Annotated in this window: 24 protein-coding genes; 15 read left to right on the top strand and 9 right to left on the bottom strand. The window is 68.4% G+C overall.

Annotation, left to right across the window (positions count from 1 at the left end; all coding sequences use genetic code 11):
• The first annotated feature begins 2 nt into the window (after positions 1–2).
• Complete coding sequence (locus BTE28158_RS11880; protein ID WP_059679170.1) at positions 3–641, top strand: hydrolase; 639 nt, start codon at positions 3–5, stop codon at positions 639–641.
• A gap of 303 nt (positions 642–944) precedes the next feature.
• A complete protein-coding gene (locus tag BTE28158_RS11875; RefSeq protein WP_059598787.1) occupies positions 945–1667 on the top strand; it encodes a haloacid dehalogenase type II in 723 nt (240 codons plus the stop codon).
• A 122-nt stretch (positions 1668–1789) separates the two neighbouring features.
• On the opposite strand, the gene BTE28158_RS11870 is transcribed toward BTE28158_RS11875, so the two are convergent.
• Positions 1790–2743 (bottom strand): LysR family transcriptional regulator, encoded by a 954-nt coding sequence (locus BTE28158_RS11870; RefSeq protein ID WP_124628345.1) that lies wholly within the window; start codon positions 2741–2743, stop codon positions 1790–1792.
• Between the two features lie 156 nt (positions 2744–2899).
• Between BTE28158_RS11870 and BTE28158_RS11865 the strand changes: the two genes are divergently transcribed.
• The 3 genes from BTE28158_RS11865 (at position 2900) to mmsB (ending at position 6826) form a co-directional block, all read left to right on the top strand.
• Positions 2900–4219 (top strand): MFS transporter, encoded by a 1320-nt coding sequence (locus BTE28158_RS11865; protein WP_124904490.1) that lies wholly within the window; start codon positions 2900–2902, stop codon positions 4217–4219.
• Positions 4220–4344: 125 nt separating this feature from the next.
• The gene (locus tag BTE28158_RS11860; RefSeq protein ID WP_124628348.1) at positions 4345–5871 is read left to right on the top strand and encodes a CoA-acylating methylmalonate-semialdehyde dehydrogenase; all 1527 of its coding nucleotides are present in this window, start codon (positions 4345–4347) and stop codon (positions 5869–5871) included.
• Positions 5872–5935: 64 nt separating this feature from the next.
• Positions 5936–6826 carry a 3-hydroxyisobutyrate dehydrogenase gene (mmsB, locus tag BTE28158_RS11855; RefSeq protein ID WP_174919881.1) on the top strand — a complete coding sequence of 297 codons (891 nt, stop codon included), beginning with the start codon at positions 5936–5938 and terminating at the stop codon, positions 6824–6826.
• 111 nt (positions 6827–6937) lie between these two features.
• On the opposite strand, the gene BTE28158_RS11850 is transcribed toward mmsB, so the two are convergent.
• The 4 genes from BTE28158_RS11850 to BTE28158_RS11835 all read right to left on the bottom strand — a co-directional run bounded on the left by BTE28158_RS11850 (position 6938) and on the right by BTE28158_RS11835 (position 11773).
• The gene (locus BTE28158_RS11850; protein WP_059524879.1) at positions 6938–7270 is read right to left on the bottom strand and encodes a hypothetical protein; all 333 of its coding nucleotides are present in this window, start codon (positions 7268–7270) and stop codon (positions 6938–6940) included.
• A gap of 214 nt (positions 7271–7484) precedes the next feature.
• Entirely contained in the window at positions 7485–9920 is a 2436-nt protein-coding gene (locus tag BTE28158_RS11845) for a c-type cytochrome (protein WP_174919879.1), read from the bottom strand.
• Entirely contained in the window at positions 9910–10416 is a 507-nt protein-coding gene (locus tag BTE28158_RS11840; protein ID WP_151051331.1) for a (2Fe-2S)-binding protein, read from the bottom strand. The genes BTE28158_RS11845 and BTE28158_RS11840 overlap by 11 nt, the downstream gene beginning before the upstream one ends.
• 193 nt (positions 10417–10609) lie before the next feature.
• Entirely contained in the window at positions 10610–11773 is a 1164-nt protein-coding gene (locus tag BTE28158_RS11835; protein WP_151051329.1) for an FAD-dependent monooxygenase, read from the bottom strand.
• Positions 11774–12071: 298 nt separating this feature from the next.
• Here BTE28158_RS11835 and BTE28158_RS11830 point away from each other — a divergent pair, with 298 nt between their 5' ends.
• The 5 genes from BTE28158_RS11830 to BTE28158_RS11810 all read left to right on the top strand — a co-directional run bounded on the left by BTE28158_RS11830 (position 12072) and on the right by BTE28158_RS11810 (position 17918).
• The gene (locus BTE28158_RS11830; RefSeq protein ID WP_151051327.1) at positions 12072–12824 is read left to right on the top strand and encodes a maleate cis-trans isomerase family protein; all 753 of its coding nucleotides are present in this window, start codon (positions 12072–12074) and stop codon (positions 12822–12824) included.
• Between the two features lie 26 nt (positions 12825–12850).
• Positions 12851–13681 carry an alpha/beta fold hydrolase gene (locus BTE28158_RS11825; RefSeq protein ID WP_151051325.1) on the top strand — a complete coding sequence of 277 codons (831 nt, stop codon included), beginning with the start codon at positions 12851–12853 and terminating at the stop codon, positions 13679–13681.
• 47 nt (positions 13682–13728) lie between these two features.
• Positions 13729–14769 carry a 2,5-dihydroxypyridine 5,6-dioxygenase NicX family protein gene (locus BTE28158_RS11820; protein ID WP_059598778.1) on the top strand — a complete coding sequence of 347 codons (1041 nt, stop codon included), beginning with the start codon at positions 13729–13731 and terminating at the stop codon, positions 14767–14769.
• 19 nt (positions 14770–14788) lie between these two features.
• Entirely contained in the window at positions 14789–15436 is a 648-nt protein-coding gene (locus BTE28158_RS11815; protein WP_124628362.1) for an isochorismatase family protein, read from the top strand.
• Between the two features lie 202 nt (positions 15437–15638).
• Positions 15639–17918: a xanthine dehydrogenase family protein molybdopterin-binding subunit gene (locus BTE28158_RS11810; protein ID WP_151051323.1), complete on the top strand. Its 2280-nt coding sequence runs from the start codon at positions 15639–15641 to the stop codon at positions 17916–17918.
• 36 nt (positions 17919–17954) lie between these two features.
• On the opposite strand, the gene BTE28158_RS11805 is transcribed toward BTE28158_RS11810, so the two are convergent.
• A complete protein-coding gene (locus BTE28158_RS11805; protein ID WP_059598821.1) occupies positions 17955–18401 on the bottom strand; it encodes a MarR family winged helix-turn-helix transcriptional regulator in 447 nt (148 codons plus the stop codon).
• Positions 18402–18949: 548 nt separating this feature from the next.
• On the opposite strand from BTE28158_RS11805, the gene BTE28158_RS11800 reads away from it, so the two are divergent.
• Both BTE28158_RS11800 and BTE28158_RS11795 read left to right on the top strand, forming a co-directional pair.
• Positions 18950–20257, top strand: coding sequence for an MFS transporter (locus BTE28158_RS11800; protein WP_124904510.1), 1308 nt, complete (start codon positions 18950–18952; stop codon positions 20255–20257).
• Between the two features lie 410 nt (positions 20258–20667).
• Positions 20668–21432, top strand: coding sequence for a DUF4397 domain-containing protein (locus BTE28158_RS11795; protein WP_059598774.1), 765 nt, complete (start codon positions 20668–20670; stop codon positions 21430–21432).
• Between the two features lie 51 nt (positions 21433–21483).
• Here BTE28158_RS11795 and BTE28158_RS11790 read toward each other — a convergent pair whose 3' ends face one another.
• Together BTE28158_RS11790 and BTE28158_RS11785 are read right to left on the bottom strand one after the other, a co-directional pair.
• Positions 21484–22032: a DUF3005 domain-containing protein gene (locus BTE28158_RS11790; protein WP_124628370.1), complete on the bottom strand. Its 549-nt coding sequence runs from the start codon at positions 22030–22032 to the stop codon at positions 21484–21486.
• Between the two features lie 194 nt (positions 22033–22226).
• Positions 22227–22481, bottom strand: a complete 255-nt coding sequence (locus BTE28158_RS11785; RefSeq protein ID WP_082728785.1) for a hypothetical protein — start codon at positions 22479–22481, stop codon at positions 22227–22229.
• Between the two features lie 237 nt (positions 22482–22718).
• On the opposite strand from BTE28158_RS11785, the gene BTE28158_RS11780 reads away from it, so the two are divergent.
• The 3 genes from BTE28158_RS11780 to BTE28158_RS11770 are packed head-to-tail and all read left to right on the top strand — an operon-like array spanning position 22719 to position 26205.
• Positions 22719–24251, top strand: a complete 1533-nt coding sequence (locus tag BTE28158_RS11780) for an NCS1 family nucleobase:cation symporter-1 (RefSeq protein WP_151052425.1) — start codon at positions 22719–22721, stop codon at positions 24249–24251.
• A gap of 22 nt (positions 24252–24273) precedes the next feature.
• A complete protein-coding gene (locus BTE28158_RS11775; protein WP_124628374.1) occupies positions 24274–25002 on the top strand; it encodes an aspartate/glutamate racemase family protein in 729 nt (242 codons plus the stop codon).
• A 24-nt stretch (positions 25003–25026) separates the two neighbouring features.
• Positions 25027–26205 carry a LysR family transcriptional regulator gene (locus tag BTE28158_RS11770; RefSeq protein ID WP_151052427.1) on the top strand — a complete coding sequence of 393 codons (1179 nt, stop codon included), beginning with the start codon at positions 25027–25029 and terminating at the stop codon, positions 26203–26205.
• Positions 26206–26268: 63 nt separating this feature from the next.
• Here the strand turns inward: BTE28158_RS11770 and BTE28158_RS11765 are convergent, their stop codons facing one another.
• Positions 26269–26460, bottom strand: a complete 192-nt coding sequence (locus BTE28158_RS11765; protein WP_420868022.1) for a hypothetical protein — start codon at positions 26458–26460, stop codon at positions 26269–26271.
• Positions 26461–26486: the final 26 nt, after the last annotated feature.

Genomic DNA, 26486 nt, shown 5'->3' with positions numbered 1-26486 from the left:
CCATGGCAAGCGAACCGATTCGCGATCCCGCGAACGACCACCTGCTCACCCCGCAGAACGCGGCGTTCATCGTCATCGATTACCAGCCGGTCCAGGTGAACTCCATCGCGTCGATGGATCGCCAGCTGCTGATCAACAACATCGTCGGCGCATCGAAGGCCGCGGTCGCGTACAACCTGCCGATCGTCCACTCGACCGTCAACGTGAAGACCGGCCTGAACAAGCCGCCGATCCCGCAGTTGCGCGCCGCGCTCGAAGGCTATCCGACCTACGACCGCACCAGCATCAACTCGTGGGAAGACGTCGAGTTCCGCAAGGCCGTCGAGGCCACCGGCCGCAAGAAACTGATCATGACCGCGCTGTGGACCGAGGCATGCCTGACCTTCCCGGCACTCGACGCGCTGAAGGCCGGCTATGAAGTCTATGTGGTCGTCGACGCGGTCGGCGGCACATCGGTCGCCGCGCATGAAGCCGCGCTGCGTCGCATCGAGCAGGCCGGCGGCCAGATGATCAGCGTCGCGCAGCTGTTCTGCGAGCTGCAGCGCGACTGGGCGCGCAGTGAAACCGTTCCCGCGTTCATGAAACTGTTCATCGAAACCGGCGGCACCGCGGGCATCCAGTTCGCGTACGACAAGAGCTGATTCCGGCGCGGACCCGATACGCGTCGCGGCCGCAAGCGCGCGCTGCGTGACTTGACCCGCCCGAGCCGGTCGGCCCGGGCGGGTAGCGCGCCGACGGGGAAGCCGTCTCCAGCGCGGCCCCGAGATCCGCGTCTGACGCCGTGCCTGCCCTCCCAGGCACCTTCGATGCCGCACCGCGCGCTTCACTCGCGACGACACGGCCAGCCGCGTTCGCGGATACGTGCTTCAATGTCGTTCGAACCGGCGTCGCGCGTTGCCACCCCGCCGCGCATCGCCTCCCCCGACCGACCTGCACGGAATCCCATGACGAACCCTGCCGACATCAAGGCGCTCGTTTTCGACGTGTTCGGAACGATCGTCGACTGGAGAAACGGCGTCGCGCGCGAAGCCGCCACGTTCCTGGCGCGCCATGCGCCGGATCGCGATCCGTTCGAATTCGCCGATACATGGCGCCGCGAATATTCGCCGTCGATGGAGGAAATCCGCAGCGGGCGCAGGCGCTACGTGCGGCTCGACGTACTGCATCGCGAGAACCTCGTGCGCACGCTCGACCGCTACGGGATCGACGGCGTGCCCGACGCGGAGATCGACGCGCTCAACCTCGCGTGGCACCGGCTCGATCCATGGCCCGATTCCGTCGCCGCGCTGCAGCGGCTGAAACAGCGCTACATGATCGCGCCGCTGTCGAACGGCAACATCCGGCTGATGGTCGACGTCGCGAAACACGGCGGCCTGCCGTGGGACGCGATTCTCGGCGCCGAAGTCGCGCACGCGTACAAGCCGTCGCCGAAGGTCTATACCGAAGCGGTCGAGATTCTCGGCGTCGCGCCGGCCGAGCTGTGCCTGGTCGCCGCGCACAACGGCGATCTGGCCGCCGCGCGGCAACTGGGGCTCGCGACCGCGTTCGTGCTGCGGCCGACCGAACACGGGCCGAACCAGACGACGGATCTGAAAGCCGACGGCGCGTGGGATTTCGACGTCAAGGACCTGCACGAACTCGCGGACCGGCTCGGTTGTCCGGGTTGACGCACGGCCACGTGCCCGGATGGCGTTCGCGACGTGAACGTGCAAGCGTCACCGCGGCCCGGTCAAGTTCGTCGTCGTAGCTGATCGACACGGGACGGTTGGCCCGTGACGCACCGCCGCGCTCAATCCCCGATGAATCGCAATTGCTCCGACTCTCCCATCAGCAATGCCCGATTCGCGTCCGCCGCCGCGCGCAGGTAATCCCACAGCGCCGTCACGCGGCGCAGCTTGCGCAGGTCCTCGCGACACGTCAGCCAGAAGCACCGCGTGACCACCACGTCGTCCGGCAGCACCGGCACCAGCGCCGGCTGCGTGGCCGCCATGAAGCACGGCAGGATCGCGAGCGCGCCGCCCTGCAACGCCGCGAACACCTGCGCGATCACGCTCGTCGTGCGCAATCCGGCGGTCGCGCCGGGCACCGCGCGCTCCAGGTACAGCAGCTCGCTGCTGAACGCGAGATCGTCGACGTAGCTGATGAACGCATGGTGCGCGAGATCGTCGGTGCAGGTAATCGGCGCGTGGTTCGCCAGATAGTCGCGCGTCGCATAGAGCCGCAACTGGTAGTCGCACAGCTTCGTGACCACGTAAGGCCCGCGCTCGGGCCGCTCGAGCGTGATCGCCAGGTCGGCCTCGCGCTTCGGCAGGTTGACGAAATGCGGGACCGGCAGCAGATCGACCGTCACGTGCGGGTGCTCGACGCGAAACCGCGCAAGCTGCGGCGCAAGGAAAAAGCAGCCGAATCCTTCGGTCGACCCGATCCGCACGTGGCCCGACAGCGCCTCGCCGGTATTCGCGACCTGGTCGCACGCGGACTGCACGGTCGTCTCCATCGCATCCGCATACGCGACGAGCCGCTGCCCCTCGGCGGTCAGCGTGAAACCGCCGGAGCGTGACTTGTCGAACAGCAGCGTGCCCATCGCCGCCTCGAGCGCGCGAATGCGCCGCGCGACGGTCGTGTAGTCGACGCCGAGACGCTTCGCCGCCCCGCTCGCGCGCTGCGTGCGGGCGACTTCGAGGAAGAAGCGCAGGTCGTCCCAGTTCAGGTTGCCGGAAACCGGCTCGGTGGCGTGTCGCATCTGCGGGAAAAAGGGCAGGAATCTCCGGGCCGGCCGTCGATATGCATAAATGCACATCCAACCGGTTTTCTTGTCGGTACATTGTGGATCTGCGCATAACTATACTCGACCGTGACCTGCGGACCATGAGCCGCGGGCAAAAAATACGGAGACACCATGCAGACACGATCCACCCTCGATGAGCATGCAGCCGTCGCGACGCCGGCCCCCGCCCGCACCGCGAGGCACTACCTGCTGGCCGGCTGGGCCAGCATGGCCGGCACCACGATCGAGTGGTACGACTTCTTCCTCTACGGCACCGCCGCCGCGCTGGTGTTCAACCGCATCTTCTTCCCGTCGCTGGACCCCGTCGTCGGCACGCTCGCCGCGTTCGGCACGTTCGCGGTCGGCTTCATCGGGCGGCCGATGGGCGGCATCGTATTCGGCCACTTCGGCGACCGCATCGGCCGCAAGTCGATGCTCATGATCACGCTGCTGCTGATGGGCGTGCCGAGCATGATCATCGGGCTGATCCCGTCGTACGACCGCATCGGCTACTGGGCCGCCGCCTTGCTGATCGCGATGCGCTTCCTGCAGGGGATGGCGGTCGGCGGCGAATGGGGCGGCGCGGTGCTGATGGCCGTCGAACACGCGCCGAAGGGTCGCAAGGGGCTATTCGGCAGCCTGCCGCAAACGGGCGTCGGACTCGGGCTGATACTCTCGTCGGTCGCGATGGCCGCGGTGGCCGCGCTGCCGGAAGCCGACATGCTGTCGTGGGGCTGGCGCGTGCCGTTCCTCGCGAGCATCGCGCTCGTCGGCCTCGGCTGGTTCATCCGCGCGAAGGTGCCCGAGTCGCCGGACTTCGAGAAGATGCAGCGCCAGGGCAAGGCCGAGAAGTCGCCGGTAACGGCCGCGCTGCGTCGCCATCCGCGCGAGGTGCTGACGATCGTCGGCGCGCGCGCCGCAGAGAACACTTGGTTCTACATGGTCGTCACGTTCGCGCTCGCCTATGCAACGCAGCAGTTGCATCTGCCGAAGGCCGAAATGCTGCACGCGATCACGGCCGGCGCGGCGCTGTCGCTCGTCACGATGCCGCTGTGCGGGCATCTCAGCGACCGCATCGGCCAGCGCCGGATGTTCGCGATCGGCCTCGTGCTGATGTGCGCGTTCGCGGCACCGTTCTTCATGATGCTCGGCACGCAGCAGACGTCGTACGCATGGTGGGCGATCGTGCTCGGCCTCGGCGTCGTGTTCCCGATTCTTTATGCACCGGAGTCGCTGCTGTTCGCGCAGCAGTTCCCCGCGGAGATCCGCTACAGCGGCATCTCGCTGTCGGTGCAGCTCGCCGGCGTGATCGGCGGCGGCTTCGCGCCGATGATCGCGACGTCGCTGCTCAAGGCCGGCGGCGGCCAGCCGCACTACGTGATCGCGTACCTCGTCGGCTTCGGTGTGTTCGCGCTCGTGTGTACCGCACTGATGCGGCCGGCACGTACATAACGCATCGACGCACGCCGGCCCGTTTTTACCCGGTTTTCCATACGACTTGCCGTCCGCCGTGGCTGCACGCGCGACGGACGCAAGCCCCCCCTTTTTCGTCGCACCATCGTTTCCCGGAGAGTTCCATGAACGCCGCAGTTCCCCAGACCACCCTCGCCCTGCCCACCGCCAAGCTGCTGATCGACGGCGCGTTCGTCGATTCGCAAAGCGCCGAATGGGGCGACATCGTCAACCCCGCGACGCAGGAAGTGATCGGCCGCGTGCCGTACGCGACGCTCGACGAGGTCGATGCCGCGATCGCGTCCGCGCAGCGCGCTTTCCAGACCTGGAAGACGACGCCGATCGGCGCGCGGCTGCGCATCATGCTGAAGTTCCAGGATCTGGTGCGCCGCAATCTCGAACGGATCGCGCACACGCTGACGGCCGAGCAGGGCAAGACGCTGCCCGATGCGCAGGGCGACATCTTCCGCGGCCTCGAAGTGGTCGAGCACGCATGCTCGATCGGCACGCTGCAGCAAGGCGAATTCGCGGAGAACGTCGCGGGCGGCGTCGACACCTACACGCTGCGCCAGCCGATCGGCGTGTGCGCGGGCATTACGCCGTTCAACTTCCCCGGCATGATCCCGCTGTGGATGTTCCCGATGGCGATCGTGTGCGGCAACACGTTCGTGCTGAAGCCGTCCGAACAGGATCCGCTGTCGACGATGCAGCTCGTCGAACTGGCGATCGAGGCCGGCGTGCCGCAAGGTGTGCTGAACGTCGTGCACGGCGGCAAGACGGTGGTCGATCGCCTCTGCACGCACCCGGACATCAAGGCGATCTCGTTCGTCGGCTCGACGCGCGTCGGCACGCACGTGTACAACCTCGGCAGCCAGCACGGCAAGCGCGTGCAGTCGATGATGGGCGCGAAGAACCACGCGGTCGTGTTGCCGGATGCGCATCGCGAGCAGTCGATCAACGCGCTGGTCGGCGCGGGCTTCGGCGCGGCCGGTCAGCGCTGCATGGCGACGTCGGTCGTCGTGCTGGTCGGCCGCGCGCGCGACTGGCTGCCCGATCTGGTCGAAAAGGCGAAGGCGCTGAAGGTCAACGCCGGCGCCGAAGCCGGCACGGACGTCGGCCCGGTCGTGTCGAAGGCGGCGAAGGCGCGCGTCCTGTCGCTGATCGACGCGGGCGTGAAGGAAGGCGCGACGCTGCTGCTCGACGGCCGCGACGTGAAGGTGCCCGGTTACGAGCAAGGCAACTTCGTCGGCCCGACGATCTTCTCGGGCGTGACGACCGACATGTCGATCTACACGGAAGAAATCTTCGGGCCGGTGGTGGTCGTGATGGAAGTCGACACGCTCGACGAAGCGATCGCGCTCGTGAACCGCAACCCGATGGGCAACGGCGTCGGCCTCTTCACGCAGAGCGGCGCGGCCGCGCGCAAGTTCCAGAGCGAGATCGACGTCGGCCAGGTCGGCATCAACATCCCGATCCCGGTGCCGGTCCCCTACTTCAGCTTCACCGGCTCGCGCGGCTCGAAGCTCGGCGATCTCGGCCCGTACGGCAAGCAGGTCGTGCAGTTCTACACGCAGACGAAGACGGTCACCGCGCGCTGGTTCGACGACGACGCGACGGCCGGCGGCGTGAACACGACGATCGCGCTGCGCTGATTGCGAAGCATGGGACCGGACTAGGCGCTGAAGCGCCAAGTCCGGTCGACACTGGAGCCTGTACATGGAAATTGCATTCATCGGACTCGGCAACATGGGCGGCCCCATGGCCGCCAACCTGCTCAAGGCCGGACACGCCCTGACGGTGTTCGACCTCGACGCGAACGCAGTCGACGCCGCGACGCGCGCGGGCGCGACGGCGGCCGCGTCGCCGCGTGAGGCGGCCGCCCGCGCGTCGCTGGTGATCACGATGCTGCCGGCCGCGCAGCACGTGCGCGCGGTTTATCTCGGCGACGACGGCGTCCTGGCCGGCGCGCGCGCCGGCGCAACGTTCGTCGACTGCAGCACGATCGACCCGGGCACCGTGCGCGCAGTGGCCGACGCCGCCGCGCAACGCGACTTCCCGCTCGCCGATGCGCCAGTGTCGGGCGGCACCGGCGGCGCGCAAGCCGGCACGCTGACCTTCATGGTCGGCGCGGAAGGCGCGCTGTTCGAGCGCATCCGCCCGGTACTGCTCGACATGGGAAAGAACGTCGTGCACTGCGGCGGCACCGGCACCGGGCAGATCGCGAAGATCTGCAACAACCTGCTGCTCGGGATCTCGATGATGGGCGTGTCGGAATCGATGGCGCTCGGCGCCGCGCTCGGCATCGATCCGGCCGTGCTGGCCGGCATCATCAACACGTCGACCGGCCGCTGCTGGAGCTCGGACGCATATAACCCGTACCCGGGCGTGAACGACGCGGCGCCCGCCGCGCGCGGCTACTCGGGCGGTTTCGCCGCGAACCTGATGCTGAAGGATCTCGGGCTCGCGACCGAAGCCGCGCGCAGCGCACGGCAACCGGTGTGGATGGGCGCGCTCGCGCAGCAGCTTTATCAGTCGATGAGCCAGCAGGGGCTCGGCACGCTCGACTTCTCCGCGTGCGTGAAGCTGTACGAAGCGCACCCCGCATAACGCAGCCGACGGACGTGCGCCGACCCGCGATGCCCTTCACGGCATCGCGGGTCGATTCACTTCCGGAGCAGCGCAGGCGCGCAGGCCGCGGCCGCACGGGCGACGCAGCGCTTATCCGCGCGGGTTCGACGCCGTCTCGAAGGTCGGATGGCACTCGAACGCGAGTTCCGAGCGCGCGTCGACGCGGCGGCCGCCGGTCACGGACTCCTGCTTCAGGCTCGCGCGCATGCCGCGCTGCGTGCAATAGTTGGTCGCTTCGTTGACGGCTTTTTCATGGGCGTCGGCCCACGTCGTCGACACGCCGAGCGTGCGCGTCGTCACGGTGAAGACGTTCGGGTTCGACGTCGTGGTCACGTCGGAAGCGGTCGAACACGCGGCGAGCAAGCATGCAGCGGCCGCGATGGTCAACCCTCGCAGGGATCGAAAAGGTACAGGGATGGACATGGGAGGCAAGCGCACGTCGATTCGACGGCATTGAACAACATAGGCGACAGTATGCCTGCCCGATTGCCGGAGATCATGCCCTTTTCGGTGAACACATTGTTTCGAATGGTTAAACGATGGGTGATCCAGGCAAGATTTACGGGCCGCGTCGCGCCTGGCGTTGCCCCGTGAGTCGCTTTTCCCGGCTGCCGTGCGGCCTCTTCACGTGCGCCGGTCAGTGCGAGCGCGCCTGCCGGATTCTCGCCGAGGCTTCCTCCAGGTTTTGCCACGCCGGTTGACCGGGCGCGTAGCGCGCGCGGATATATGCGGCGAGCTCGGCCATCTGCCGGTCGTCGAACGCGTCCCGGAAGCCTGGCATGTAGCCGAGCGCGTCGGTGGCCGGATGGTCGATCCCGTCGTGCAGCACACGCAGCAGGTTGTCGGGCGCCGCCTGGCTGACGCTCGTGTTGAGCCCCATCAGCGGACGCACGCCCAAATGCCCGACCCCGCCCGATTCCGCGTGACACACCGCGCACGCGGCATCGAACGCACGCCGGCCGCTCTCGAGGCCGAGCGTCGCGACGGCTTCCGCACCGTGCGCACGGCGGGTCGCCGCGTCGGCCGCCATGGCCGCATCGACAGGCGGTGACAGCGACGTCAGGTAATGCGCGATCGCCCGAACGTCCGATTCGGGCAGCGCCGCGAGCCCCGCGACGACCGGCGCCATCGGCCCGGCCGCGACGCCGTGCTGGGCAGAGAAACCGGTGCGGAGGTAGTCGAACAGCGCGCCTTCGGTCCACGGCACCGGCGACGCCGGCGACGCGATGAGCGGCGGCGCGACCCATCCCTCGGCCTCGCCGCCGGCCAGGTACGCGCGCCCGCCCTGTTCCGCGCCGAGTGCGTTGCGCGGCGTGTGGCACGCGCCGCAGTGCCCGGCGCCGTCAACCAGATACTTGCCGCGATTCCACGTCGCGGAGCGCGCCGGGTCCGGTGCGAACGGCCGCGCATCGTGAAACAGCCAGTTCCATCCGGCGACGAGGCGCCGCTGGTCGAGCGGGAACGGCAGCTTCGTCTTCGGCGGTGCATGCGTCACCGGCGGCTGCGACATCAGATAGGCATAGAGCGCGAGCAGGTCGGGCTCGCTCAGCTTCGCGAACGCGGTGTACGGAAATGCCGGATACAGATGCGATCCGTCGCGGCCGATGCCTTCGCGCATCGCACGCGCGAACGCCGGATACGACCATGCGCCGATACCGGTTTCCAGATCGGGCGTGATGTTGGTCGTGTAGATCGTGCCGAACGGCGTGTCGAGCGCGAGACCACCCGCGTTGGGCGCCCCGCCGGGCGCGGTATGACAGACCGCGCAATCGCCGGCGAGCGCAATCAGGCGGCCGCGTTCGAGCGTCGCCGCGCTCCACATCGCGCCGTCCGCACCGCCCGTCGCAATCGGCGCAATCGGCGCCGGGCCCGGCAGGATCGCGCACGCGAGCCCGATCAGCCCGCCGACCACCCCGCCCGCGCCGCCACCGGCCAGCCAGCGGCGCCAGCGCGATGACGCACGACGCGGCGTGCCGGAATGGCTCTCACCTGAATCGACCGGCACCGGCCGGGCCAGCGCCTCGCGAATGCGCGCAGCATCGAACGGCGGCGCGCGAAAACGCACGCCCGTCGCGTCATGCAGCGCGTTCGCGATCGCAGCCGCCGCCGGCGCAGCCGCCTGCTCGATCCGTTGCGCATCGTATGCCGACAGCGACCTGATGCGATCCGCGCCCGGTGCGGCGTCGTCGAACGCAACGAGTTCATGCGCGATCGCATCCGGCGCGACATCGCCGCCGGTCTCGTCATGCGCCGGCCGTGCGGACAGCCGCGCGCCCATCACGCGCGAAATCGCCGCCTCGATCTGCCACGCGGGCAAGCCCGCCATCGACGCCTGCCCGGGTTCGCCCGCGCCCTGCCCGGCGACGACGCGGCGCACCGCGACGTCGCCCGTCGCGCGATCGACGTCGAGATCGACGACCCACGCGGACCAGTGGGGAGCCTTGTCACCGCCCGCATCGGCTTGCGGGTTTTCGTCCGCGGACAATGCATCGGGCGCACCGGCACCGTCGAACGCAAAACCGCGTCCGCTCAAGCGGTCATGCATGCGCGCCGTCGCCGGTTCGCCCCACGCGGCGCGTTCGCTGACCATCCGGATAATCTCGCGCGGCCCTGCATCGCGCGACGCATCGAGATGCTGCAGACGCAATGCGACCGGATCGCGCTTCAGCGCACCGGCCAGCTCGTCGACGAACGATTCGCGCGCGAATGCGTGCGCGTGGCCGGGAATCGTGTGGTGGGTGTCGGCCATCTCGATCGACGTCTGCGCATGTCGATAGACGAACGGCGACGATGGCGTCGACGCCCCGCCCTCCGCCGTCGCGCGCCGCGCGTCCGCCACCGTGCATGCCTGCGCGCGATAGCGCCACGTCGTCATCCTGCCGTCGGCGGCGGTCCGTGTTTCGACATCGAACGACGCCTGCGCGCGCGCATCGCCGATCGGCCACTCGTAACGCGCGCGATGCATGCGCGCCGCGTCGTCCGCACGCCGCACCGAACCGGCCGCCACTTCATCGCATCGCACATCGCCTGCATCGGTTTCGGGCTGCGCGAGCACGCTCGGGTCATGCTTCATCGCCGTCGTCCCGCAGATAGCGCGCGGCCCGATGCACCGCGCGGATGATCTCCAGGTGCGTGCCGCAGCGGCAAAGATTGAAGCGCAGCGCGTCGCGGATCGCTGCATCGTCCGGCGACGGATTGCGATCGAGCAGCGCTTTCGTGCTCATGATCATCCCGTTCAGGCAATAGCCGCACTGCGCGGCCTGCTCGTCGATGAAGGCGCGCTGGATCGGATGCGGCGCCTCGCGCGCGCCGAGCCCTTCGAGCGTCGTCACGTCGCGCCCGTGCGCGGCGGCGGCCGGCACGACGCACGCGCGTGTGGCCTGCCCGTCGACCAGCACCGTGCACGCGCCGCACTGCCCGAATCCGCAGCCGTACTTCGGGCCGTTGAGCGCGCAGTCGTTGCGCAGGATCAGCAGCAGCGGCGCGTCGGGCGCGGCTGCGTCGAACATGTGCGGCATGCCGTTCACGCGAAAAGCGAGCGGCCGCGACGGGGAAGCGGGATGGGACATGAATGGGTCCGGAATGGGGGCGCGGGCCGGAAGACCGGTGGGCCGATGCCTGGGGCCGGCGGCGGGCACGGCCGCCGGCTCGCGATGGCCGGCGTCGCGCACAGCGCTCAGGTATAACACGCCGAAATGCGCGCGTATCGCCGCATCGATCGACGATACGGCGGCGTGGCATCCGGCTCGGACACGGCGCGTGTCAGGCGACGGCCGCCACGTTGCCACGCGACGGCGACGGCGACACGAGCGGCACGTCGAACACGTCGTAGCCGAACACCCACGACGGATCCTCGTTCGTGCGCAGCCACGTGTTGTTGTGCGACACGAGCTGCACCTTCGACGCGCGTGCCGCGCGATTCGCCTCGTACAGCGCGAACGCGCCTGCGTGATCGCCGATGCCGACTTCGTCGAGACAGCGCGCGAGCATCGCCGCATCCTCGATCGCCATCGCCGCGCCCTGCGCCATGTGCGGCTTCATCGGATGACACGCATCGCCGAGCAGCACGAGACGGCCTCGGCTCCACAACGGAAGCGGGTCGCGTTCGAGCAGCGGCCACTTGGTGATCGACGGCGACACGTCGATCAGATGCTGGATGTCGGCATGGAAACCCGCGAACGCTTCGCGCATTTCATCGCGGCTGCTGTCGACCATCGACACGCCTTCCGGCCACTCGGCCTGCGGCACGCCCGTCACGTAGTAGTACTCGTCGCGCTTCTCGGTCACGTAGTAGACCATCATGTGACGATCCTCCGACCACCACTTCACGCACATGTCGTACGGCTTGTTGCCGAGCAGCGATGCCGGGAACACCGCGCGATGCGCAACGTAGCCTGTATAGCGCGGCGGTTCCGCGCCAAGCAGATGCTCGCGGATCCGCGAATTCACGCCGTCCGCGCCAATGACGATGTCGGCCGTCTCGACGCTGCCGTCGGTGAATGTCAGGCGCACCGCGTCGCCGGTGTCCTCCACCGACGCGAGCCGCTTGCCGAAGCGGATCGTGCCGGGCGTCACCGCCTGCGTCATCAACGCATGGAAATCGCCGCGATGCACGGTCAGGTAGCTCGCGCCATAGGTCGTGCGCGCGTAGTCGCCGAGCGGAATTTTCGACAGCACGTCGGCCGTCCGCCAGTCGCGGCTGTACCAGCAATCCGGATGGGAACCCATCTTCTCCAGCGCGTCCTCGCAGCCGATGCGCCGCATGATCTTCATCACGTTCGGGCCGAGATGAATGCCCGCGCCGAGGCGCGAGAACGCCGGCGCCTGCTCGTAAAGCGCGACATCGTAGCCGCGGCGCTGCAGCAGCGCCGCGGCGGCCGTGCCGCCGAGCCCGGCGCCGATGATTGCGATACGGGGTTTGCTCATGCGGATCTCCTGATCGTGAGCCCGTCGCCGAACGCGGTACGAGAACGGGCGGATTGAATGGCGTCTATGTAGCGTACACACTCAATTTGCTCAGGACAAGCGGATTGTTTTTGGCAATCCTTTTGTTCGGGAAAACACCAATGAATTCACGAATTCATACACTCATCAACGATGACGGCCGGACGGAAATCTTTTTGATCCATTGTCATTTTCAAATGTACACACTAGACTTTGCTCGAAACCAGGCGATCTCGCGCCAGCGTGCCGCCCCACTCTTACCGACACGGAGCCTCCCGTCATGAACAAGACCTACCGCATCGGCCAGATCGTGCCGAGTTCCAACACGACGATGGAAACCGAGATTCCCGCGATGTTGCGGTTGCGCGAGGCGATCCGGCCCGAGCGCTTCACGTATCACTCGAGCCGGATGCGGATGAAGAAGGTCGTCAAGGAAGAACTCGCGACGATGGATGCCGAATCCGACCGCTGCGCGGTGGAGCTGAGCGATGCGCGCGTCGACGTGCTCGGCTACGCGTGCCTCGTCGCGATCATGGCGATGGGCCACGGCTATCACCGCGTGTCTCAGGCGCGCCTCACGAAGCACACGGCGGACAACGGCGCGCAGGCGCCCGTGCTGACGAGCGCAGGCGCGCTCGTCGACGCATTGAAGGTGATCGGCGCGAAGCGCATCGTGGTGGTCGCACCGTACATGCTGCCGCTGACCGAACTCGTGGTCGACTACATCCGCAACGAAGGCTATGACGTGATCGCGTACCGCGCGCTCGAGATTCCCGACAACCTCGAAGTCGGCCGCCACGACCCGGCACGCCTGCCGGACATCGTGAAGACGCTGCCGTACCAGGAGGCCGATGCGATCGTCCTGTCCGCGTGCGTGCAGATGCCGTCGCTGCCGGCGGTCGCGAAGGTCGAGGCGATGACGGGCAAGCCCGTGATCACGGCGGCGATCGCGACGACCTACGCGATGCTGCGCGAACTCGATCTCGAACCGGTCGTACCCGGCGCCGGCGCGCTGCTGTCCGGCGCGTACTGAGCATCCCGCCACTTCGGAGCCTCTCCATGCCCTCGACTTTCCTGTACGGCGCGAACGTCCGCGCGAACGGCATCCGCCAGCACTATCTGCGCTACGGCGGCGCGACGGGCGCACGCGCGTCGCGCCCCGCGATCGTGCTGATTCCCGGCATCACGAGCCCCGCGATCACGTGGGGCTTCGTCGGCGACGTGTTCGGCGCGGCGTTCGACACCTATGTGCTCGACGTGCGCGGCCGCGGGCTGTCCGACGCGTCGCCGTCGCTCGACTACGGCCTCGACGCGCAGGCCGACGACGTCGCGGCGCTCGTCGCCGCGCTCGGCCTGCCGCGTACGAGCCTCGTCGGCCATTCGATGGGCGCGCGGATCGCCGCGCGCGCGGCGCTGCGCGGCATCGGCGGGCTAGAGTCGGTCGTACTCGTCGATCCCCCGGTGTCGGGCCCGAACCGCCGCGACTATCCGGGCAAGCTGCCGTGGTACATCGACTCGATGGCGCTCGCGCGCGCCGGCACCGACGCCGAAGGGATGCGCGCGTTCTGCCCGACCTGGACCGATGCCGAACTGCAACTGCGCGCCGAATGGCTGCATACCTGCGACGAGCGCGCGGTGCGCACGTCATACGAAGGCTTCCACACCGACGACTTCCACGCGGATGCCGCGCGACTGACCGTGCCGTCGCTGCTGATCACGGCCGAGCGCGGCGACGTGGTGCGCGACGACGACGTCGCCGAACTGCAGCGCGCGACGCCGTCGATGCGGCACGTGCGCGTGCCCGACGCGGGCCACATGATTCCGTGGGACAACGCGGCGGGCTTCTACGCGGCGTTCGGCGATTTCCTCGGCGCGCCGCTCGCGGCCTGATCGCGCGGCGCCCGCCCCTTTCTTTCACGCCTTTACCGGAGCCGACGATGCCAGTCAGCGATACCCAACTGATCGACGCGTGGAAGCAGGTCCTCACGCTGTCGCGCCTCGAACCGGGCCAGACCGTCACGATCCTGACGAGCGCGGCCACCCATCCGCAGACGCTGTCGTGCGCGCTGATCGCGACGCAATCGATGGGCGCGATCGTCAACCGGCTCGACCTGCCGCCCGTCAATGGCGACAAAGCGTTCAGCCGGGACCCGCTCGCGTATCTCGGCACGACGCCGCTGACCGGCAACAAGGCCGCGATCGCCGCGCTGCGCGAGAGCGACCTCGTGCTCGACCTGATGACGCTGCTGTTCTCGCCCGAACAGCACGACATCCTGAAAGCGGGCACGAAGATCCTGCTCGCGGTCGAGCCGCCCGAGGTGCTGGTGCGCATGGTGCCGACGCTGGCCGACCGTACGCGCGTGCTCGCCGCTGCGAAAAAAATCGCTGCCGCGCGCGAGATGCGCGTGACGTCGGCCGCCGGCACCGCGCTGGTATGCCCGCTCGGCGAGTTTCCGCCGACGGCCGAATACGGCTTCGTCGACGCGCCGGGCCGCTGGGATCACTGGCCGAGCGGCTTCGCGCTGACCTACCCGAACGACCGCACCGCGCGCGGCACGATCGTGATCGACCGCGGCGACATCCTGCTGCCTCAGAAGCACTACGTGAGCGAGCCGATCGCGCTGACCGTCGAAGGTGGTTACGCAACGCGCATCGAAGGCGGCGTCGACGCCGACCTGCTGCGCGACTACATGGAAACCTTCGCCGACCCCGAAGGCTATGCGATCTCGCACATCGGCTGGGGGTTGCAGCCGCGCGCCCGCTGGTCGACGCTCGGCCTGTACGACCGCGAGGCGACGATCGGGATGGATGCGCGCGCGTTCGAAGGCAACTTCCTGTTCTCGCTCGGCCCGAACAACGAAGGCGGCGGCAGCCGCACGACGACCTGCCATATCGACATCCCGCTGCGCCGCTGCACGGTCGAGCTCGACGGCGAGACCGTCGTGCGCGAAGGCCGCGTGACCGACCAACCCGCCTGACAGACGAGTGCCCGACACCATGACCGATCTTTCCCACCACGCCGAAGCGAACGTCTACCGCCAGCAGGGTTTCGGCACGCCGCTGCCGCCGCACGGCAACATAGGGCTGCTGATCGTCGACTTCGTGGTCGGCTTCGCCGATCCCGCGACGTTCGGCGGCGGCAACATCGCGCCGGCGATCGCGCGCACGACGCGGGCGCTCGCGCTCGCGCGCGAACGCGGCTGGCCGGTCGCGCACAGCCGCATCGTGTATGCGGACGACGGCAGCGACGACAACGTGTTCTCGCTGAAGGTGCCGGGCATGGCGACGCTGACCGAGCACCATCCGAACAGCGCGATCGTGCCCGAACTCACGCCCGCCGCCGGCGAACTCGTCGTGCGCAAGACCGTGCCGTCGGCGTTCTTCGGCACGCAGCTCGCACCCTGGCTCGCGCAGCGTGCGGTACAAACGCTGCTCGTTGCCGGCGCGGTGACGAGCGGTTGCGTGCGCGCGAGCGTGGTCGACGCGATGTCGCACGGGTTCCGTCCGCTCGTGCTCGCAGATTGCGTCGGCGATCGCGCGATCGCGCCGCACGACGCGAACCTGTTCGACATGCAGCAGAAATACGCGGCCGTGATGCCGCTCGACGATGCGATCGCGGCAATCGATGCCGTGCACGCGCGCTGAGCCGCCGCGCCGCGCGGGCGGCGGCCCGGCCGTCGCCCGCACCCTCACCCGCCCGTGATTGACGCTGAGGTTTTGGCGACCTAGATTGACCGCGTGCGCCGTCGCGCAAGCCCAGGCCGTCACCCCGCGCGCGGCACGCCGCGTCCGCGCACCGAAGGCCGCGCGCCCGCCGACCGCCCCTCCCCGACAGGACACCTCGATCGTGAACCGCTCCGAACTGCTTGCGCGCGACGGCTGCCTGACCGTGATCCGGCCACCCACGCCGCCCGTCAAGCCGGCGCCCGGCCAACCGGGCAGCCTGTCGTCGTACGTGCCGGCGCTGCCCGAGGTGTTCGTCGCGATTCTCGACGACGGACGCATCCTCGCGTTCAACGGCCACGTCGATCTCGGCACCGGCATTCGCACGTCGCTCGCGCAGATCGTTGCCGAGGAACTCGACGTGCCGCCCGCGCGCGTGACGATGGTGCTCGGAGATACGGCCGCGACACCGAACCAGGGTCCGACCATCGCGAGCGCGACAATCCAGATTTCCGCAACGCCGCTGCGTTGCGCGGCCGCTCAGGCACGGCACGCATTGCTGGCGCTGGCCGCCGAGCGTTTCGGTGTCGACCTCGCGCAGTTGAGCATCGACGACGGAACGATCTCCGCGCCGGCACACGGGCACGCCGCGACGTTCGCCGCGCTCGTCGCGGGGCACCGCGTCACGCTGACGCTCGATCCGAGCGCCCGCACGAAGGACCCCGCCCACTACCGGATCGTCGGCCGATCGTCGCCGCGCGTCGACCTGCCCGCGAAAGCAACGGGCCAGCTCACGTTCGTGCATGACATGCGCGTGCCGGGCATGCTGCATGGCCGCGTCGTGCGGCCGCCGTATGCGGGCCACGACAGCGGCGCGTTCGTCGGCACGTCGCTGGTCGACGTCGATCGCGCGTCGGTCGCCGACGTGCCGGGGCTCGTCGCGGTCGTCGCGATCGGTGATTTCGTCGGCGTCGTCGCCGAGCGCGAGGAACACGCGATCCGCGCGGCGCGCCAGCTGCGCGTCACGTGGCGGCCGCATCCCGCGCTGCCGCCGCTCGATACGCCCGCGGCCGCGATCGCCGCCGCACCCGCGCAACGCCGCGTGCTGCTCGACGAAGGCGACGTCGACGCGGCACGCACGCAACCCGACACGATCACGGTGTCGCGCACCTATGCATGGCCGTTCCAGATGCACGGCTCGATCGGCCCGTCGTGCGCGCTCGCCGACTATCGCGCGCCGGGCGACGGCCGGATCACCGTATGGTCCGGCACGCAGAACCCCGTATCGCTGCGCTACGACCTCGCGACGCTCGTGGCGCGCGACGAGGCCGATTTCGACATCGTGCGAATGGAAGCAGCCGGCTGCTACGGCCGCAACGGCGCGGACGACGTATGCGGCGACGCGTTGCTGCTGTCGCGCGCGGTCGGCCGTCCGGTGCGCGTGCAACTGTCACGCGCGGACGAACATCTGTGGGAACCGAAGGGCGCCGGGCAATTGATGCGGGTGACGGGCACCGTGACGCGCGACGGCCGCCTGCTGGGCTACGACTTCACGACGCGCTATCCGTCGAACGACGCGCCGCTCCTCGCGACGCTCCTGACCGGCGCGATCGCGCCCGAGCCGCGCGTATTCGAGATGGGCGACCGCACGGCCGTGTCGCCGTATGAAAGCCCGAACCGTCGCATAGTCTGCGAGGATCTCGCGCCGCTCGTGCGCGCATCGTGGCTGCGTGGCGTGTCGGCGTTGCCGAACTCGTTCGCGCACGACGCGTTCGTCGACGAATGCGCGGCGCTGATGGACATCGATCCGCTCGCGTTCCGGCTTCGGCATCTCAAGGACACGCGCGCGAGCGAACTGCTGCAGGCCGTGGCCGATCGCGCGGGCTGGACGCCGCGCGCGGGCCGCAACCATGAACACGACGGATCGCGCGTCGTGCGCGGACGCGGTGTCGCGTATGCGCGCTACGTGCACAGTCGCTTCCCCGGTTTCGGCGCGGCATGGTCCGCATGGATCGTCGACCTGAGCGTCGATCGCGTGTCCGGCGAAATCCGCATCGAACGCGTGACGGTCGGCCAGGACACCGGCACGATGATCAACCCGGACGGCGTGCGCCACCAGATTCACGGCAACGTGATCCAGGTATTGAGCCGCACGCTGAAGGAGCGTGTGCGGTTTGCCGAAGGCAAGGTCGCGTCGCGGGAATGGGCAAGCTATCCGATTCTGACGTTCGACGAAGTGCCGGAGGTCGACGTGGTGCTGATGCCGCGGCAAGGCGAGCCGCCGCTCGGCGCGGGCGAATCGGCGTCGGTGCCGGGGCCCGCCGCCGTCGCGAACGCGCTGTTCGACGCGACCGGCGTGCGCTTCTACGCGCCGCCGTTCACGCCCGAGACGGTGCGCGCCGCGCTTCGCGAGGCCGGCCGGCTTCCCGGTATGAAAGCACCTGTCCCAGCACGCGCCGTGTAAGGGTGGTATGCGTCGAGGGCCCCGCCGCGCCGCGCGTCACGCGTCGCCGTCGGCCTCCATCATCTTGCGCAGCAGGTACTGCAATGCGACGCGCTCGCCCGGATTGAGCGGCCCGTACGTGCGCTCGGTCACCTGCCGCGCGAACGGCACCGTGCGGTCGATCAGCGCGAGGCCTGCCGCGGTCGCGCGCACGATCAGCTTGCGGCCGTCGTTCGGGTCGGGCAGCACCTCGATCAGCGCGCGCGTCTTCAACCGATCGACGACGCCGCGGATCGTCGCCTGGTCGATCGCGGTCGCCTTGACGATGTCGTTCAGCGAACACGCCTGCTTTTCCTTGACCGCGCACAGCGCGACGAACTGTGCGGCCGTCAGGTCCGAATCGGGGATCGCTTCCTGGAAGATCGCAACGTGCCGCTGGTAGGCGCGGCGCAGCAGGTGCCCGACCTGGTCGTGAAAGTCGTAGGAATCCTTGGAAGACGCCATGAAGATGAAGGCCCGCGCGGCATGAATGAGAAAGGCAAGCAGTGTACACCCTCGAATCGGCACGATCGTCCGCGCGCCCGCCGCTTCGTTGCGGTACGTCAGGTTCGTCGCGCCCTTTCCGTCTTTCACCTGACGATTGCCCGACCGTGCAGGCCCGCTCACGAACATCGCACCGCGGGGCCAGCCATTCGCGCCGTTCGGCGGATTGCCGGATGCACGAAGCCGGGCGCACGTATGCGCAGCGCCGGAGCACTTGCGTGCATACACTTCACTTTTGAGTGCACACGCACGAATTTCGTGCATCCGGACCCGTTCACGACGCTCACCGAGATACGTGCATTTTTCCGAATAATTCCCCGAAAAACATGAGGTTTATCCGGCCCACCAAGCGATCTTCATCCATCCGTTTTCATGCCTGTGCGATTCCGTATTTTCTAGTGTGTACGCTATGTAATTGGCGTGCTATACAGACTCCAGCGCGCGGTGAATCTTCGCTCGCGTCGAACGGCCACCCACTTCATCCGTCACATTCGAACAGGGGCAATCCCATGTCTACCGCACACCCGAGCGCCGCCGTCTCCGCCGACGACACGCTGCACGGCGCGCTCTACCGCAAGGTCACGCTGCGCCTGATCACGCTGTTCTGCCTGTGCTATTTCGCGGCCTATCTCGACCGCATCAACATCGGGCTCGCGAAGCTGCAGATGCTCGACGCGCTGAAGTTCAGCGACACCGTGTACGGGCTCGGCGCCGGCCTGTTCTTCGGCGGCTACATCCTGTTCGAAGTCCCGAGCAACCTGGTGCTGCAGCGCGTCGGCGCGAAGCTGTGGATCGCGCGGATCATGATCACGTGGGGCCTGCTGTCGGGCGCGACGATGTTCGTGCAGACGCCGATGCAGTTCTACGTCGTGCGCTTCCTGCTCGGTGCCGCCGAAGCCGGCTTCCTGCCCGGCGTCCTGTTGTACCTGACGCAGTGGTATCCCGATGCGCGCCGCGCGCGGATCGTCGCGCTGTTCATGGTCGGCCTGCCGCTGTCGAGCATGATCGGCAGCCCGATTTCCGGCTGGATCATGCGCGCGTTCGACGGCGCGCACGGGCTCGGCGGCTGGCAGTGGCTGTTCCTGCTCGAGGCATTGCCGTCGGTGCTGCTCGGCTTCGCGGTACTGCGCTGGCTGCCCAACGGCATCGAAACCGCGCACTGGCTGAACGCCGACGAAAAGCGCGCGCTGCGCGCGAACCTCGACGCCGACCCGTCCGGCAACAAGAGCCATGCGCTCGGCCGCGCGTTCACCGACCCGAAGGTGTGGGCGCTCGGCCTCATCGACCTGTGCGTGCTGCTCGGGCTGTATGCGGTGAGCTTCTGGCTGCCGACGATCCTGCGCGACACCGGTGTGAAGGACGCGTATCACATCGGCTGGCTGATGGTGATCCCCAATGCCGCGGCCGTTCTCGCGACGCTATATTGCGGCGCGAGCTCCGACCGTGCGCGTGAGCGCCGCTGGCATATCGTCGTGCCGTTCCTGGTGTCGGCCGTCGCGCTCGCACTTGCCGCCGCGTCGTCGCACGGCACGCTCGCGACCGTGCTGCTGTTCTCGTTGATCAACGCGGGCGCGGCCGCCGCGATGCCGGTCGTCTGGGCGTTGCCGTCCACGTTCCTGAAGGGCTCGGCCGCAGCCGGCGGGATCGCGTTCGCATGCTCGATCGCGAACCTCGGCGGCTTCGGCAGCACTTACTTCATCGGCTGGCTGCGCGACACGTTCCACTCGCAAAGCGCGGGACTGTATGCCTTCGCCGCATGCATGCTGGTCGGTTGCGCACTCGCGCTCGCGTATCCGGCGAAGCTCGTGAATCGCTGATGCACATCACGCGCGCGGCGCCGCCAGGTCGTCGCGCGACTGCACGATTCTCCTCATATCGATGCGCACGCAACGATATGCGCAAAAATCGTCACCCGCAGCGCACAACGGACGACGTTTGAAACGCCCTTGCGGCGCGCGTCACTCTCTCGCTGGTTGCATCGCCTTTTTACAAGCATGCAACCCGGACTCGCACGATCCGGCACGGCACGCCACTGCACTGCGTGCCACACCTTCGCCATACGGGCGCGCGCGCCGATTCCGTCGCGCGGGCACGTCGCTTGCGACATCCGTGCGCCCGCCACCCCGGCGGACGGCAATTCCTTCCTTCAATCCGGCGCTGCGTACCGCGCGATGCCTCGCGCGGCGATACCGCATCGCAATCAGGCTCCCTGAACGAGAGGACGACAATGAAATCCATTCGAACGATAGTGGCCCTGTGCTCGGTCATTTCCGTGCTCGCGGCATGCGGCGGAGACGGCAACGACGTCGGCACCGAACTCGGCATCTCGAAACCGCAGGCGCGCTTCATCAACGCGGTGCCGGCCGGCCCGAATCTCGATTACTACCTGAATGCGAAGGTCGACGCGTCGGGTGTCGCGTACAAGGGCGTGACCCGCTATCACGACATCGACTCGGGAACGACGACCGCAAGCTACGACATCTCGGGCACGACCGCGACGGTCGCGTCGCAATCCTTCGGCGCGGCGAACGGCCATCACTACACCACGATCGCGTTGCCCAGCACGTCGTCGGCGATTTCGGTGATCGACGATCCGTTCGACAAGAAGCTCCTGTCCGACAAGGCGCGCGTGCGCAGCTTCAACGCGTCGCCGAACGCGCAGAACGTCGACGTGTACGTCGTGCCTCCCGGCACCGACATCAACGCGCAAAGCCCGACGCTGGCGGGCGCCGCGTATCAGAACGCCGTGCCGGCCTCCGGACAGGATTCGATCTACCTGAACGGTGGCAGCTACCAGGTGATCGTCACGACGGCCGGCAGCAAGACGCCGATCCTGAAGACCGCGCCCGTGAGCATCAACAACAACGCCGACTGGCTGCTGGTGACGATTCCGTCGGGCGGCATCGGCGACGTGACACCGAACGACGTCCACGTTCTCGTCGCGCAAGGCAACGATGCGGACACGTCCGCGCAGGAACTCGGCCCGCAGTAATGGCCATCGGCGGACCGCCGGCCGGCGGTCCGCCCGGCACCCGTCGATACGTCAGTCGGTCCGCTCGAGGCGGATCACGTGCTCGGCCCGCGTGCTGTCGCCATGCTCGACATCGACGTCGCCGACATACCGGACGCGCCAGCCCGGCCGCGTCGCGATCTGCGGCACGTTACCGCCCGGCCGGCTCTCGATCCCGCCGAGCCCTTCGTCGGGCGTGTCGACCGCGTCGTCGAGCGACGCGTTCGAATAGATCACGTTGTCGTGCCACTCGGTCGCGCCTGCGCGCGCCTCCAGGCCCTTGCCGTCGACGTCGACCGTGTTGTCCGTCATCGCCATGTTGGCGTTGTCGAGCGTGACGATCCGGCCGGCCGCGCGACGCACGGGGTCGCCGCTGTCGACCGCATGTGCGTCGACGTCGATCGGCGGCAGGCCGGTCGGCATTTTCGCCGCGACCGCCTCCGGCGTCAGCGGCCGCTTCGCGACCTCGGCAGCCTGGGTCGCCGCATCCGGCATGTCGCCGGCCGCCGGCGTCTTCACCGGGCTCTTCTCGATCTGTTCTCGCTGCTGTTCCGGGGTTGGATTCGATTCCGCGTTCTGCATCGCACCTCCTGCTCCCGACGGCGTGCGCCGGCATGACGCATGCCGGCGCCGCGCCGGGAATCGCTACAACGGTCCTTGCAAATCTTTCACGCGCGGCACACTGTCCGCGCGTCCTGGGACGCACGGACCGAGCCGCAATGCCGCCACGGCGGCACACGGGCAACCTGCCCGCGCACGCCGCGCGCACCCGCCGATCAGCCGCCGCTTGCGCCCGTTGGCGCGGATGCCGCGCCCGGCATGCTCGCCTCGCCGCCGGCCGCGCCGCTGCCCGGCATGCCCGACGGTGCGGTGGACGGCGCCGGCGCCATGCCGCCGGTGGCGCTCGTGTCCGAACTCGCGCCGGTGCCCGTGTCGCTCTTTTTCTGACAACCCGCACCCGCTGCCAGACCGGCGATCAGGATGCCGGCGAAGACAGCCCGCGATACGTGACGAATGGAATATCGCTGCATGACACCTCCGCTGATGTCGATGTGGATGGAACCCGCCAATACGCAATTCGCATGCCTCGCCGCCGATCCAGCCCCATTCATTTTTCAAATGACGCCTACCCGAATATTTAATTTCCCATCGCCGTGCCCGCCGCCCATACTCGCGAACAAATCCGAGACATAACGTCCACGGCGGCCGGGCCCGCGCTGCGTGCACACGCTGCCGGTTCGCGCCCCGCACATGGAAGGAGACAAGGCGTGCAACTGGAAGCCACCCACCGCGCGGGCATCGTGCCCGGCGCGGACGACGCATTGCATCGAACCGATAGGGCCACGCGCGATCCCGCGCTGAGCCCGCGACTACACAATTCCGACCTTGCGCCCACCAAGGCCGAGGGCCGCACCTGGGGCCGCTACAGCATCTTCGCGCTGTGGACCAACGACGTGCACAACATCGCGAACTACTCGTTCGCGATCGGCCTGTTCGCGCTCGGCCTGTCGGGCTGGCAGATGCTCGCGTCGCTCGCGATCGGCGCCGTGCTCGTGTATTGCTTCATGAACCTCACCGGCTACATGGGCCAGAAGACCGGCGTGCCGTTCCCGGTGATCAGCCGGATGAGCTTCGGCATCTACGGCGCGCTCTTGCCCGCGATGATCCGCGCGGTGATCGCGATCGCATGGTTCGGAATCCAGACCTATCTCGCATCGGTCGTGCTGCGCGTGCTGCTCACCGCGATCTGGCCAGGCCTCGCCGCCTTCGACCAGGACGCGATTCTCGGGCTGTCCACGCTCGGCTGGATCACGTTCGTCGCGATCTGGCTGGTGCAGATCGGCATCCTCGCTTACGGGATGGAGATGGTCCGCAAGTACGAGGGACTCGCCGGCCCGGTCATTCTCGTCACGACGCTGTCGCTCGCCGCATGGATGTTCAGCCGCACCGGCGGCCATCTTGCAATGTCGATCGGCAAGCCGATGACCGGCCTGAAGATGTGGATCGAGGTGTTCGCGGGCGGCTCGCTGTGGCTCGCGATCTACGGCACGCTGGTGCTCAACTTCTGCGATTTCGCGCGCTCGTCGCCGAGTGCGAAGACGGTGCGGGTCGGCAACTTCTGGGGCCTGCCGGTGAACATCCTGGTGTTCGCGGCGATCAGCTTCGTGCTCGCGGGCGCGCAGTTCAAGCTGAACGGCCAGATCATCCACAGCCCGACGGAAATCATCGCGACGGTGCCGAACAAGCTGTTCCTCGTGCTCGGCTGCCTCGCCTTCCTGATCGTGACGGTCGCGGTAAACATCATGGCGAACTTCGTCGCACCGGCCTTCGTGCTGACGAGCCTCGCGCCCCACCGCCTGACGTTCCGCCGCGCAGGCTTGATCAGCGCGACGGTCGCGGTGCTGATCCTGCCGTGGAACCTGTACAACAGCCCGGTCGTGATCGTCTATTTCCTGTCCGGCCTCGGCGCGCTGCTCGGCCCGCTGTACGGCATCATCACGGTCGACTATTGGCTCGTGCGCAAGCAGCGCGTGAACGTGCCCGATCTCTATACCGAAGCGCCGACCGGCGCCTATTTCCATACGCGCGGCGTGAACCGCAAGGCGCTTGCGGCCCTCGTGCCGTCCGCGCTGATCTCGATCACGCTCGCCGTCGTGCCGGCCTTCAGCGCGATGACGCCGTTCTCCTGGCTGCTCGGCGCGGCCGTCGCGGGCAGCGTGTACTGGCTGACGGCCGATCGCAAACGGCAATACGAGGAGCGCTCGGGCGAACACATCGCGGTCGCCTGCGCCCGACACTGAACGCAGCATACGGAGTGCACCGATGAGAATCCTGGTAGTCAACGTCAACACGACCGAATCGATCACCGACGCCATCGCCGCGCAGGCGCGCGCCGCCGCATCGCCCGGCACGGAGATCGTCGGGCTGACGCCGCGCTTCGGCGCGGAGTCGGTCGAGGGCAACTTCGAGAGCTACCTCGCGGCGATCGCCGTGATGGACCGCGTGTTGAGCTACGACGAGCCATACGACGCGGTGATCCAGGCCGGCTACGGCGAACACGGCCGCGAAGGGCTGCAGGAACTGCTGACGGTGCCCGTCGTCGACATCACCGAAGCGGCCGCGAGCGTCGCGATGCTGCTCGGCCACCGCTATTCGGTCGTCACGACGCTCGACCGCACGGTGCCGCTGATCGAGGATCGCCTGAAGCTCGCCGGACTCGATGCGCGTTGCGCGTCGGTGCGCGCGAGCGGTCTCGCGGTGCTCGAACTCGAGGAGAACCCGGCCCGCGCGATCGAGTCGATCGTCGACCAGGCCGCGCGCGCGGTGAAGGACGATCACGCGGAAGTGATCTGCCTCGGCTGCGGCGGGATGGCCGGCCTCGACCGGCAGATCGAGGAATGCACGGGCGTGCCCGTCGTCGACGGCGTGTCGGCCGCGGTCGCCCTCGCCGAGTCGCTGGTGCGACTGAAGCTGAAGACGTCGAAGGTGCGCACGTATGCGCCGCCGCGTCCGAAGCGGATCGTCGGCTGGCCGGGCACCTTCGCCAGATGACGGGCCGCGCAAACGCGTAGCGACATGCGGGACGCACCGGAGCCGAACGGCCTTGCCCTCGACGCGTCCGACGCAACGGGCGCGCTCGACGTGCTGGACGCGCGGCTGATGCGCATCCTGCTCGTGCTGCTCACCGAGCGCACCGTGTCGCGCGCAGCCGTGCGGCTGAACATGTCGCAGCCGGCGACGAGCGCCGCGCTCAAGCGCCTGCGCACGCTGCTCGGCGATCCGCTGCTGGTGCGCAGCCGCTACGGGATGGTGCCGACCGAGTTCGGCGCGCGGCTGATCGAGCCGCTGCGCAACGCGCTGCGCGTGATCGACTTCATCCGCATCCAGCAGCCGACCTTCGACGCGCGCACGTCGGTGCGCACCTACCGGATCGGCTGCCCCGACTACCTGAACGTGCTGTTCGTGCCGAAGCTCGTCGCGCTGTTCCGCGAACGCGCACCGAACGCGCAGCTCGTGTTCCATCCGCTCGGCGACGGCTTCGACGACGAACGGGCACTCGCCGATGGCGAGCTCGACGTCGTGATCGACAACCGCCCCGCCCGCTCGTCGCGGTTCCGGCAGGACGACCTGTTCGACGATCGCGTCGTGTGCCTGATGCGCGCGACGCATCCGCTCGCGCGGCGCGGCGCGATGACGGCCGCCGAATTCGCGCAGGCGCCGCAGCTGTGCCCGACGCCGTCGTGGCTCGAAGCATCCGGCGCGATCGACCGGCAGCTCGAACGCGTCGGCCTGCAGCGGCGGATCGTCGTCACGCTGCCGCACTTCGAACTCGCCGCGCATGCGCTGGTGCGCTCCGACCTGATCCTGACCACCACGTACCGGCTCGCGCGCCACTACGCGAAGCTGCTGCCGCTCGGCGCGGTTGCGCTGCCGGCCGAGCCGCCCGACATCGTGTACCGGATGACGTGGAACGAAGCGGGATCAAGCGTCGACGGCGTGCGCTGGCTGCGCGCACTGATCGCCGAAGCGACGCGCGGCTGGCTCGACGCGGAGGCCGCACAGCCGTCCGTTGCGGCGGTCGCCGCGAACGTGGACGCGGATGCGGACACGCGAACGAACGCGCCGATCGCCGATGCCCCGCCCGAACCGACGCGGCGCACACGCCGCCGGCAGGCGACGCATTGCGGTACATCGCAGCGATCGCGCGTCGCGCGCGCGGCGCGCATCCATCGCCTCGCGACGAAGCCGCGCTGAATCGCACGCTCGATGGCTCGGCGCCGTCGCGTGCAACGGGTGGTGCGCGCATCGCGGCATGCGTCACGCATCGCGCATCGGTTGCGCAAGCAATTTGCATGCAATGGCGGCGGCAGCGAGCACGCCGCTCGCCGTCAGCGCGGCGGCGAATCCGCGCGCAAAGGCCACGGGCGCCGCATTCGCGAGCGTGCGCGCGGCCGACGGCGGCACGTGCGCAAGCGCCTGCGCGAGATCGCAGGCCAGCAGGCTCGACATGAACGGCACCGTAGCAGCCGCGGCCG

Source organism: Burkholderia diffusa, assembly GCF_902499115.1.
Classification (GTDB): Bacteria; Pseudomonadota; Gammaproteobacteria; order Burkholderiales; family Burkholderiaceae; genus Burkholderia; species Burkholderia diffusa.
This window is presented reverse-complemented; position numbering and strand designations above follow the sequence as displayed.